The sequence below is a fragment of the Actinoplanes sp. NPDC024001 genome (genome assembly GCF_040638955.1).
In the GTDB taxonomy this organism is placed as follows: Bacteria; Actinomycetota; Actinomycetes; order Mycobacteriales; family Micromonosporaceae; genus Actinoplanes.
This window is the reverse complement of the sequence record NZ_JBEZZB010000075.1, coordinates 1-12090: the sequence shown is the minus strand read 5'-3', so window position 1 is coordinate 12090 and position 12090 is coordinate 1. Positions and strand designations below refer to the sequence as shown.

Here is a 12090-nt window from a genome sequence, read left to right as displayed (position 1 = left end):
ACGATCACTGCTGGCCCAGCAGCGCAGGTGATGCCTCATTTGATCAAGCTGCGTGAAACGATGTTTGCTTCGATGTCACTGCCCGGAAATAACTCTCGGCTTCAATATCGGGTACGGGTGAAAAGCGAAACCGATCTGCAACTTGCGCGTGCGGTTCGCCGCGCAAGTTGCAGGTTTCGTCGCTCTGCGCCCAGTGGCTCCGTCGTCGTGGCTAACCATTGATCGACGCACGCACTTTCATTCACGGATGTTTTTAATGATCTCGGAACATCCCCCTTCCAGTCGATCATTGGAAGTGCAACTCTTCTAGCCAGCAGTGACGTCAGTAACACGGACGGTGGTGGTAGGGAATGCGCCCAGACGTTCTCGTTGGTCCGAGTGATTGGCTGATCGAGCAGTTCGGCGACAAGGTTGCCGACGAGCTGTGGACCCGGGTGCCCGAGGCCTTGAGCACCGCGATAGATCGCGAGGTTCACGCCCATCCGGTCATGACCCAGACCATGGAACGTGTCCTTGCGAATCCCCGGTGGCCCCTGCCGTATGAGGAACTTGTCCTGTTCCTCGGCACCCTCCCGGGCGCGGAGATCATCAGCGTTCCCCGCTCGGTCTACCAGTTGGTCCTGATCAACGGGCATGTGGTCGTGCCGTGGTGCTACGGCCAGTCCGCCCGGATCTCGATGCGCGATGCCGAGGTCGGCCGCTCCTTCGGCCGGCTCGCCCGCGAGCTGCTGCGCCGCTTCGGCCCGCCGTGGCGCCGCTCCCCGGTCGAGGCCCCGCTGCCGCTGGATGCTGTCGACGAGCGCGAGGTCGCCAAGATCTGCGCCGCGATCGCCCAGATCGCACCGAAACCCGAGGTCGTCATCGCCGGCTATGCCGGCGCCCCCAACCTCGGCCTGCTCCGCGCCTGCCTCGGCGAGGTCAAGTCGACCGACAACGGCACGCTCAACTGGAGCCACCTGGACGACCTGCCGCTGCCGCCGCCGGTGATCCCGCGCCCGCGCCGCATGCAGTTCCCCTGACGCAAGCTTTCCTTATCTCTTGCGCTCCCTTTTCGGTACGGGGTGAGCGCCCCGCCCCGAGCTCCCTTTCGGTACGGGGCGAGCACCCCGCCCCGAGCTCCCTGTCGGTACGGGTGAGCGCCCCGCCCCGAGCTCCCTGTCGGTACGGGGTGAGCACCCCGCCCCGAGCTCCCTGTCGGTACGGGGTGAGCGCCCCGCCCCGAGATCCCCTCGTTCCGGCTCGCCGTGTCGTGCCGGCCGCAGCTCCCCGTTGCTCCATCCGCTGCTGCGGCACAGTTGATGGTCAACGGCGAACCGCACGGGGTAGGGGACCGGAATGACCGACAACACGTCCTCCGCTGGGGCCGGCGCCGACCGGCTCCTCGGATCGAGCAAGGGTGTCGCCCTCGATCGAGCCGCAGGCGGCCAGGCTTCCGGCATGGCCGTCAGCGCTTCCGCAGGCGGTGCCGACGTGGTCAACACCGTCATGGACGAGGGCGAACAGGTCGGCCGCCAGGGCCGAATCCTGGGTGGTTCTCAGGTCGAGGACTTCGGCGGTGTCGCCCACGGCCAGGCATCCCGAGCTGCCGAGACGACCGATCCCATCGGGGCAGCCGGTAGCCGCAAGACCGACGTCAGCGTCACCACCGGGTTCGGTGGCGGTGGCGCTTCCAGCCTCGGCTCGGACATCCCTGCACCTAGCGCCACACCGCGTCCGGGTGCAAGTGATCGTCGAGACGCACCGGCACACCGGGCCGATGGCGGGGACTCCCCGAAGCCGGGTGGGAACGCCGTCCCCGGCGGGGATATAGCCCGAACCCTCAATGTGGCCGGCTCCTCCGAGGGCGCGGCTGCCAGCGGTTCGGCAGGAGCGGGACATGCCTCATTCGTCGTGACGGGCGGCGGCCGCGGCATCGGCCGAGCCATCGTGGAGCGACTGGCCGCCACTGGCGCGGTTGTGGCGGTCCTGGAGTTCGATCCCGCCGCGCTCGACTGGTTGGAGCACCACCCGGCCGCGGCACGTCTCATCCCGGTGGCCGGCGACGCCGCTGACGAGAAGGTCGCTGAGCAGGCCGCCCAGGCAGCCGCGGCGGCCGCGCCGTTGCGTGGCTGGGTCAACAACGCCGCGGTCTTTCGCGATGCCCGGTTGCATGCGGCACCGGACGAGGCCGGCGCGCTGATCCGAAGCAACCTCGACCCGGTCCTGACCGGCTGTGCGGTGGCGCTGCGGCACTTCCTGGCCGACGGAGAGGGCGCCTCGGCCGGGTATGCCATCGTCAACATCTCCTCGCACCAGGCGCAGCGTGCGGTGCGTGGGGCTCTTCCTTACTCCACCGCCAAGGCCGCCGTCGAAGGGCTGACCCGGGCGCTCGCGGTCGACTACGGACCCCACGGGGTACGGGTGAACGCCCTGGCACTGGGCTCGATCGCCACGGAACGTTCGGATGCGCACCTGGCCGGACTCCCCGAAGACGGGAGGCAGCGATTCACCGAGGAGATCCGCCGCTTGCAGCCACTCGGCCGGATGGGCCGCCCCGACGAGGTCGCCGAGGTGGTGGCCTTCCTGCTCTCCAGCGCGGCGAGCTTCGTCAACGGCGCCGTCATCCCGGTGGACGGCGGCCGTGCCGCCCTCGGCCGCGACCCCGAGGAAGCCTGACCCCGCCGACCACGATCAAGGAAGGCACCACACCCATGTGAGCCGTCCCGGATAGCCGAAGCCGGGTACCGGGTGATGCGCAAGCTGGTCCAGGCCAAGAGGCTGGTGGCTCAAGCTGAGGCAGGCCGAAGTCATGGCTAATCAAGGCGGAGGCCGGGACAGAGCAGGAGGGCGCGACCAGCGAAGGCATGACAGGGGCGACCACAGGCCGGTTCGCGCACGCGCGCGATCGACGGGACGCCCTAGACTTCTTGAGATGGCTGAGCAGCGGGAGTCGCCCACGACGATCCGGGATCGGGCCGTGGCGGTGGCCGACTATCTGCTGGCCGTGCGGGCGCAGATGGACCGCCCGGCACGCACCGTCCCCTCCGACGCCCACTGGCTCGACGCGCTGCCGCAGCACCCGGACTGCCAGGCCGGTCCGGGAGCCGACGGCACCTCCTGGCTTCGCGTCGGCCGCCCCGACCTTCCGCCTCCGGCGTCGGTGCCGGCCGCGCTGCGTCGCCGCCTGCGCGGCGAGATCACCGCTTCCGACGAACCCGTCGCCGACACCGGCAGGCCTGTCGACGGCGCGAGAAGCGGCACCGGCGGGCCTGTCGACGGCGCGAGAAGCGGCACCGGCGGGCCTGTCGACGGCGCGAGAAGCGGCACCGGCAGGCCTGTCGACGGCGCGAGAGGCGACACGGGGGGCGCCGACAAGCGCATCGACGGCGACCGAAGCGGTGCCGGCAGGCACGTCGATGGCGACAGAAGCGACGCCGGGCAGATCGCCAGCCGTGCGGAAAGCAGCGACGCCAGGAGCGCAGGCAGCGCGGAAAGTGCCGCCCAGCAGAGCCCAGGCCCCGAGGAAAGTCCGCCCACCAACCGCGCACGCGGTGCGGAAAGTCGCCCCAGCCGGAACGCCGGCAGCGAGGGAACCACCGACGATTTCGAACGCTGGCGCGAAGAGATCTGGCGCCCCTGGTCGCAGGCGACCGCCGCCGCCGAGCAGACCCGCGATCTGCACCGCCGGCTCTTCGACCGGATGCACCAGCTCGACATGTCCGTCGCCACCACCGAGCTGGTCTGGGGCCACGGCATCCTGGAGACCGTCATCGGCGGCAACCGTGTCCGCTACCCCTTGATCGCCACTCCGGTGCTGATCGAGTACGACCCGGACCGCGCCCTGATCAGCGTCTCCCCGGCCGGCCCCTCCCGCCTGCAGGCCGAGGTCCTCAGCGGCCTCGACGAGCGCTACCTCAATCAGCTGGTCGCCCTCGCCGGCCCGGGCGGCGTCGTCGAGGTGGACCTGTGGAACGACTTCGAGCGCCGCGAGTTCTTCGAACGGGCCCTCACCCGGCTCGGCCACGACCGGGTCATCCTCGACCCCGCCGAGAAGTCCGACGCCGAGGCCGCGATCCGCGACACCGCCGTGCTGTTCGCCCGGCCCCGCCAGCGTCACCTGCGCGGCTTCCTGGAGAACCTGCGGGACCGGCTGACCAGCGGCGACCTCGGCGCGGTCGGTTCGCTCGCGGCCGTGGTGGCGCACGAGCCGAGCCGCCTGTCGATGCCCGACGACCAGCCGGAACGCTGGCAGCGGGTGGGCGAGCGGCTGCTCATGCCGCTGCCCACGAACGAGGCGCAGGAGTCGATCGCCCGCCGGCTCGCCCACCACCGCAACGTGGCCGTGCAGGGCCCGCCCGGCACCGGCAAGACCCACACCATCCGCAACCTGATCTGCCATCTGATGGCGAACGGCAAGCGGGTTCTGGTGGTCGCGCAGAAGGAGGAGCCGCTGCGTGTGCTCCGGGACGGCCTGCCGGAGGAGGTGCAGGCGCTCTGCCTGGCGGTGCTGGGCCGGACCACGGATCAGCTGGTGCAGCTGCAGCTGGCCGCCCGGGAGCTGTCCGACCGGGCGGCGACGCTGGACTCCGAGGCCGAGGCGCGCCGGGTGGATCGGCTCACCCGTACCCTCGAGGAGGCTGAGCGGGAACTCGCCGCCGCGCTCGCCGGCCTGCGGTTGATCGCCGAGAGCGAGGCCGTTTCGTACCAGATCGGTGGTGTTTCTCTGCTGCCCGCCGAGGTCGGCGCGTGGCTGCGGGAGCGCGCCGCCGCGCACGGCGGCATCCCGGACCCGGTTTCCGGGCCGCCGCCGCTGACCATCGAGGATTTCGGCACGCTGCTCAAGCTCGCCGCGCGGCTGACGCCGGAGGACCGGGTGGCCGCGATGCGGCCGTTGCCGGAGATCCAGGATCTGCCGGACGCCGCCGAGACGGCGGCGCAACGGCAGAAGAGCGCGGAGATCGAGGCGCGCCTGTCACTCTTGGCGGACCGGGGCGTCGATCTCGCAGCCGTACGCTCGGAGCGCCGCGCCGGGATGGCCGAACTCGTGGGTGACCTGCGGGAGGCGGTGTCCTGGCTGCGCCGGCGGGAGGGCACCTGGACCGACCGTCTCGGCCGCCTGCTCGACGACCCGCACTGGCGCACCATCTGGTCGGATCACGTGGCCGTCACCGAGGCGCTCTACCGGGAGCTGGCCGGGCTGGCGCGCGAGGTCACCGGGCACCGGATCGTGGTGCCGGACCCGATTCTCGCCGAGCCGAAACTGCTGCTGACCCGGCTGGGCGAGATCCGCCAGCGGTTCGCCTCGGGCAAGGGGCTGAGCCGGCTGCTGCAGGCCGGGCTGTTCCGGCTGGCCGAGGAGATCCGGGTCGACGACGAGCCGGTGCGCAGCGTCGACGACGTGGACCTGGTGATCGCCGGGGTGCGGCGCACGCAGGCCCGGCGCCGGCTCGGGGACGTCTGGGCGGAGTGGGTGGAGCGGCTGTCGATTCCGGCGCCGGCGAGCGGGTGGGGTGATCCGGAGGTGTGGGCGGGTGCGCTGCTCGCCGACGCGACCCAGTCGCTCGACTTCGATCTGCACCGGTGGCCGCCGCTGGCCGAGCGGATCGCGGTGCTCGTACCGCAGCGGGAGCTGACGCCGGACGCGGCCGGCCTGACCGAGGTCGCCGAGCTGCTGGCCGGCGCCACCGAGGTGTTCGCGCTGGACAAGGCGCAGGCGGTCGAGCGTGCGGTGGCCGAGCGGCTGGCGCTCTGGCCGGATCTGGTCGAGGCCTGGAAGAGCCTGGACGGCTGGGACGAGGCGATCGGCGAGGTGCGCCGGCTGGTGCTGTTGCAGCCGGACGTGATGCGTTTCCACGCCGCGCACGACCGGCTGGCGACGGTGGCGCCGGAGTGGGCGGCCCGGATCGCCTCCGGCGATCATCCGGTGGTCTCCGGTCAGGCCTGTCTGGAGGCCTGGGAGTGGCGGCGGGCGCAGACCTGGTTCGACGGCGTGGTCGGCGAGGTGGATCCGGCGGTGCTGTCGCGCCGGGCGGAGCGGGCCCGCGCCAAGATCCGGCGACTGACCGGCGAGCTGGTGGTCACCTCGGCGTGGCTGGAGGTGGCCCGGGCGCTGGACGACCGGCGGCGGGCGGCGCTGGCCGACTGGACCACCGCGCTGCGCAAGATCGGCAAAGGCACCGGCCGGGGCGCCGCCGCCTGGCAGGCGCACGCGCAGCGGGCGATGGAGTCGGCGGTGACCGCGGTCCCGGTCTGGGTCATGTCGGTGGACCGGGCGATCGAGCAGTTCGCCGGCGGGGCGAAGTTCGACGTGGTGATCGTCGACGAGGCGTCCCAGGCCGATCTGTTCGCGTTGCCGGTGCTGGCCCTGGCCGAGCGGGCCGTGGTGGTCGGTGACGACCAGCAGATCGGTCCGCAGCTCGGTTTCGTCGGCTCGGTCTCCGGGCTGATCCAGCGGCACCTGGACGGGGTGCCGTCGGCGGAGCATTTCGACCCGGAGTCCTCTCTCTACGATCACGCGGTGCGCCGCTCCCCGGAGCGGATCCTGCTCACCGAGCATTTCCGCTGCGTGCCGCAGATCATCGAGTTCTCGTCGCGGCACTACTACGACGGCAAGATCATGCCGTTGCGGGCGGACCGGCCGGCGCTGCCGCCGATCCAGACCGTGCACACCCCGGCCGGTGTGCGCCAGCCGCTGCCGGGTCTCGGCGACGTCAATCTGGAGGAGGCGACCGCGCTGGTCGAGCGGGTCACGAAGATCGTCGCCGACCCGCGCTACGACGGGAAGACGCTCGGCGTGATCAGCCTGCTGAGCAGCAGCGGGCAGGCGAACTACCTGCTCACCCAGTTGCGGGAGGCGATCGGAGAGGACGAGATCCAGGCGCGGCGGCTGCGGGTCGGCGACGCCTACACGTTCCAGGGCGACGAGCGGGACGTGGTGCTGATCTCGACCGTGGTGTCCGAGAACGATCCGCGGATCGCGGCTTTCACGAAGCGGGACTACCACCGTCGGATCAATGTGGCCGCCTCCCGGGCCCGGGACCAGCTCTGGATCTTCCACTCGGTCCGGCCCACCGTGCTGCTCGCCGACGACGCGAGAGCACTGCTTCTTTCGTACGCTCTCGATCTGCCTGCCGAGGCCGCCGCGGCGGACCTGGCCGCGCGCTGCGAGAGCGACTTCGAGAAAGATGTGCTGAAGCTGTTGGTGGGCCGGGGTTTCCGGCCGATTCCCCAGTTCCGGATCGGTGGCTACCGGATCGACTTCGTGCTGAACGCGCCGGACGGCCGGCGGCTCGCGATCGAGTGCGACGGGGACGCCTACCACGGTCCGGAGCAGTGGGAGAGCGACATGCGCCGGCAGTCGGTGCTGGAGCGGGTGGGCAACTGTGTCTTCGTCCGGATCCGGGGCAGCGTCTTCGCCCGGGAGCCGGAGGCGGCGATGCGACCGGTCTGGCAACGGATCGCTGAGCTGGAGATCGCCGCGGCCTGATCACTGCGTGCACGCCTTCGACTGCGGGGCGTGCATGCCCGCGGGTGCTTCCGGGTAGGAAACTGCGCAAGGTTCCAGAGGCGATACGTGCAGTAACTGTCTGTCATGGAGGCGTGGAGGCATTTCGGCGTAATTGCGGGGGAACGAGGTCATCCATTCGGTTGTTTCGTTACTCTGGATGGGCGATAATTCCCTGCTCCTGGCCTTGCCGGCGAAAACGTCAAAACTTTGACGCCTGCATCCACTGTTACTGCGGCCTGGTGACAGGTCGTAATAGGTGAGGGGAAAAGTGGCAGGGGGAGCAGCCGTGTGCAAGGGGGGAGGTGACGGCGTATGACGGTGCCCGAAGAACGGGAGCGTTGGACGCCGGCGCCACCAGCCGCGCTGCCCGAGCCCCGCCAGCCCATCGACGACCGGGCCGCCTGGTTCACCTACACCGCGGCGGGCGATCAGATCGTCTGGTCCGCGGCGCTCTCCGCGATGATCGGCCGGCCGCCGGCGGAGAAGGAGATGACCCGGCAGATCCTGTCGCGTTACGTGCACCGCGACGACCACGCGAAGGCGCTCGGCTCGATCACGGACGCGTGGACCAGCCGCAACACCGTGTACACGACGGTGCGGCTGATGCGTACCGATGGTGGCTGGTTCGACGTGGACTGCCGCCTCGAACCGATGATGAGCCCCGACGGGACGGTTCGCGGCATCCGCGGCACGGTCCGCGACGTCTCCTCGCGCGAGCGGGCCCGCCGGGAGTCGGCGCGGCTCACCCGGCGCGGCGAAACGGTGCAGGCGTCGCTGGTGGAGCCGGACCCGGCCACCGGCCTGCTGATCCGGGCGCGGTTCGCCGACGAGATCGACCGGGCGCTGCGCGGCTCCGGCGGCGCGCTGCTGGTCGCCCGGGTGCAGAGCCTGGACCCCGCCGAGGGCGCGCGCCCGGAGCACACCGCCGACCTGCTGCACCGCGTCGCGCGGCTGCTGGAGGAGCACGTGCGGCCGGAACACCTGCTCGGCCGGGTCGGGCCCAACGAGGTCGCGGTGCTCTATGCCGAGACGTCCTGGCGGGACGCCCGGGAAGAGGCCCGCGCGCTGATGGCGGCGCTGCGGGAGCAGACCATGGCCTGGGGCGGGCTGGTGCGCTTCGAGCGCGACGCCGAGGCCGGCAGCCACGGCCTGCTGATCGACGCCGAGCAGGCCTGGCGGCAGTCGCGCGAGCAGGATCGCCCGCTCACCCGACTGGCCAACCCCGTCCCGGTACGGGACCGGCAGGGCTCGTACCGCAGCCGGGTGGCCGACGCGCTCGGCACCGACCGGTTCACCCTCTACTCGCAGCCGATCCTGGAGTTGCAGACCAACAAGGTCACCCGGCACGAGCTGCTGCTGCGGGTCCTGGACGAGGCGGACGGCCCGCAGTCGCCGATCCAGGTGCTGGACGCCGCGGAGCGCCTGGACGCGGTCTTCGACATCGACCTCTGGGTGGTCGAGCGGGCCATGCGGCTCGCCGCCGAGGAGCCCGGCCTCTGTCTGCAGGTCAACCTCTCCGGCCGCTCGGTCGGCGACCCGCGGCTGACCACCGAGGTGGAGAAGCTGCTCGACCGCTACGGGGTCGACCCGGCGCAGCTCACCTTCGAGATCACCGAGACCGCGCTGATCGGCAACCTCAGCGAGGCCCGCCGGTTCGCCGACCGGGTCCGTGACCTGGGCTGCGGGCTGGCGCTGGACGACTTCGGCTCCGGCTACGCGTCCTTCCGCTACCTGCGGCTCTTCCCGATCGACCTGGTCAAGATCGACGGCGAGTACGTGGTGGATCTCGTCGACAGCCCCCAGGACCAGGTGCTGGTGCGGGCGCTGGTGCAGGTGTGCCAGGCGTACGGGATCCACACCGTGGCCGAATTCGTCCAGGACGAGGCGACCCTGCGGATGCTGCGTGAGCTCGGCGTCGACTACGTCCAGGGCTATCTGATAGGACGGCCGTCACCTGTTCCGCCGGGCCGGTTGCGAAGCGCCTGACCCGGGTAACGTGCGGTGCATGGAGCACTTCACGATTGCCACCGTCGCGGAGCAGAGCAAGGACTTCCGCCGGGTGCTGTGGACCGGTAAGCACACCCAACTCGTGATCATGACCATTCCGCCGGGCGGCGAGATCGGCGAGGAGGTCCACGAGGTGGACCAGATCCTCACCTTCGTCAGCGGTGTCGGCCAGGCGATCGTCTCCGGCCAGACCCGCAAGGTCCAGCAGGGTGACCTGGTCGTCGTGCCCGCCGGCCGCAAGCACAACTTCCTCAACGACGGCCCCAACCCGCTGGTTCTCTACACGGTTTACGGCCCGCCGGAGCACGCCGACGGTGCCGTGCACAAGACCAAGGAAGAGGCCGACGCTCTTGAAGAAGCCGGCAAGGACGAGCCGCCGTCGTCCTGAGGCACGCGACTCTTTTGTCCTGAGGCACACGACTTTTGTCCTGAGGCACACGACGCCGGAACCGGCCGAGGCCCCCCAGCCAGCCGGTTCCGGCGCCGTGTTCGGGGTGAAAGTCCCCGGACAGAGTACCCGGCCAGGTTCACGTAAGTCGATCGAATCGACGACTGATCGACAGTCGGCACATTCGGATCAGAGCCGGTCGCCACTAACCTTCCTGCATGGACGAGCCGCGCTGGTTGACCGAGGAGCAGCAACACGCCTGGCGGCGGCTGATCGAGGTGCTGGTCAGGGTGCCCGCGGCCCTGGAAGCACAGCTTCAGCGTGACGCCGGCCTGACCCATATGGGTTACCTCGTGCTGATGACTCTGTCCGAGCGCCCGGACCGCCGCCTGTCCATGAGCAGGCTGGCGAAACGCGCCTGCGCGTCACTGTCCCGGCTGTCGCATGTGGTGGCCCGTCTCGAGGAGAAGGGCTGGGTGCGCCGCGAGCGTGATCCGGAGGACGGGCGGGTGCAGATCGCCGTCCTGACCGACGCCGGCTGGGACAAGGTGGTCGCGACGGCGCCCGGGCACGTCGAGGCCGTCCAGCAGCTGATCTTCGACCGGTTGAGCCCCGCCCAGATGCGCCAGCTGACCCGGGTGGCCGAGGCGCTGCTGGACTCACCCGACGGGAACTGACAACCACAGCCGGCTGCGCCGCCCGGGGAGATAGGGCGAGTCCAGCCGTTTCGCCACGATGCCGCCGAGCCCCTGCGCGCGGGCGGCCTCCAGGGCGAACTCGCCGCCGCCGGGGAAATAGGGCGGCGTCTGCCAGTGATCGCCGGCCAGGGCCAGCCCGTCCAGCAGCTCCCGGCGCTCGGCGTAGCGGACCAGCTCCACCGTGGAATGCCCCTCCAACCACAGCAGGTCGTACACCAGCAAGTGCGCCGGCGTGCGCTCGGCGGCGCGGCGTGCCGCCGCCGAATCCTTCGGCGCCTTGCGCCGGGCCAGCAGTTCCGGCGCCGGCCGGGAGCCGTCGAACGCGACGATCTCGCCGTCCAGCACGGCCTCGATCGGCGCGAGCGCCGGACCGAGCGGCCGGATCTCCGGATACCACGAGGTCACATCGTCGCCGTCGGCGTCGGCGAGCCGCACTCTTCCCCCTGAGACGTACGCGGTGACGCGCCGTCCGCCCCAGTCCATCTCGTAGCCCCAGTCCGCGTCGTCCGCCGGGAGCCCGGTGGTCCTGGTGGGGGTCATCGGGGGCACCGCCTCGGGCATCGCCTCCCAGCCCGGTTCGGCCGGGTCCATCCGGCGCACCATCCAGTCCCGTCCGCCGGTCTGGAAGAAGACGTAGCGGCCGTTGGTGCGCTCGCCGTGGAAGGTGACCCCGATCTCGTCGTCGCGCCACTTGTCGGCCTCGTACGTCCCGCGGTCGTGGATGGTCATCCGGCCGCCGCCGTACTCACCGGCCGGGATCTCGCCGGCGAAGTCGAGGTACTCCAGCGGATGGTCCTCGGTGTGCTTGGCCAGGTTGTTGCGGGCCCGGTCGCGGGGCAGGCCGCGCGGCACGGCGAACGAGACCAGCACGCCGTCGCGCTCCAGCCGGACGTCCCAGTGCAGGCTGCGGGCGTGGTGCTGCTGGATGACGAAGCGGCGCCGGTCGCTGGGCGCGGGCGCGCCGGGCGGGACGGGCTCGGGGGTGCGCCGGGCGTCCCGCTTGCGCCGGTACTCGTCGAGGCGGTCCGTCATAGTCCGATTCTCTGCCCGGGCGCGGCGGGAAATACACGGGTGTAACTCGGCCGGGAATTGTCGTACCCCGATGGTTGAGTGTCGGCATGTACACCGAATGGCCCTCTTCGCTGCCGCACGTGGTCGCCTGGCGCAGCGTCACGCCGCCGGGCGCGGGCGTCCGGCGGATCCTGCCGGACGGGTGCCTCGACCTGATCTGGCAGGACGGCTCGGTCTTCGTCGCCGGGCCGGACACCTCCGCGCAGCTCGGCGAGCCGTCGCCGGGCAGCCGTCACCACGCGCTTCGATTCGGCGCGGGCACCGGGCCGGGCGTGCTCGGTGTGCCCGCCTCCGAGCTGCTCGACCAGCGTGTTCCGCTGGAGCAGATCTGGCCGGCCGCCGAGGCCCGCCGGATCGCCGAGGCCGCCGACCCCGGCGCCGCGCTGGAGTCCGCCGCGACCCGGCGCTGGCAGCCACCCGACCCGCTGATGGTCGCCGTC

At 71.1% G+C, this 12090-nt stretch carries 8 protein-coding genes; 7 read left to right on the top strand and 1 reads right to left on the bottom strand.

What is annotated here, in order from left to right; all coding sequences use genetic code 11:
- Positions 1–350: 350 nt before the first annotated feature.
- The 6 genes from AB0F81_RS27215 (at position 351) to AB0F81_RS27190 (ending at position 10558) form a co-directional block, all read left to right on the top strand.
- Positions 351–1019, top strand: a complete 669-nt coding sequence (locus AB0F81_RS27215) for a hypothetical protein (protein WP_360201664.1) — start codon at positions 351–353, stop codon at positions 1017–1019.
- Between the two features lie 418 nt (positions 1020–1437).
- A complete protein-coding gene (locus tag AB0F81_RS27210; RefSeq protein WP_360201663.1) occupies positions 1438–2655 on the top strand; it encodes an SDR family oxidoreductase in 1218 nt (405 codons plus the stop codon).
- A 256-nt stretch (positions 2656–2911) separates the two neighbouring features.
- A complete protein-coding gene (locus AB0F81_RS27205; protein ID WP_360201661.1) occupies positions 2912–7465 on the top strand; it encodes an AAA domain-containing protein in 4554 nt (1517 codons plus the stop codon).
- Positions 7466–7798: 333 nt separating this feature from the next.
- Positions 7799–9472: an EAL domain-containing protein gene (locus AB0F81_RS27200; RefSeq protein ID WP_360201659.1), complete on the top strand. Its 1674-nt coding sequence runs from the start codon at positions 7799–7801 to the stop codon at positions 9470–9472.
- Between the two features lie 19 nt (positions 9473–9491).
- The gene (locus AB0F81_RS27195) at positions 9492–9881 is read left to right on the top strand and encodes a cupin domain-containing protein (protein ID WP_360201657.1); all 390 of its coding nucleotides are present in this window, start codon (positions 9492–9494) and stop codon (positions 9879–9881) included.
- A gap of 218 nt (positions 9882–10099) precedes the next feature.
- On the top strand, positions 10100–10558 hold the full coding sequence (locus AB0F81_RS27190) for a MarR family transcriptional regulator (RefSeq protein ID WP_360201655.1): 459 nt from the start codon (positions 10100–10102) through the stop codon (positions 10556–10558).
- Here AB0F81_RS27190 and AB0F81_RS27185 read toward each other — a convergent pair.
- Positions 10541–11611, bottom strand: coding sequence for a DNA polymerase ligase N-terminal domain-containing protein (locus AB0F81_RS27185; protein ID WP_360201653.1), 1071 nt, complete (start codon positions 11609–11611; stop codon positions 10541–10543). The two genes, AB0F81_RS27190 and AB0F81_RS27185, sit on opposite strands and share 18 nt — an antisense overlap.
- Before the next feature lie 86 nt (positions 11612–11697).
- Here AB0F81_RS27185 and AB0F81_RS27180 point away from each other — a divergent pair.
- A partial coding sequence (locus AB0F81_RS27180) for a DUF6597 domain-containing transcriptional factor (protein WP_360201651.1) occupies positions 11698–12090 on the top strand: 393 nt, incomplete at its 3' end.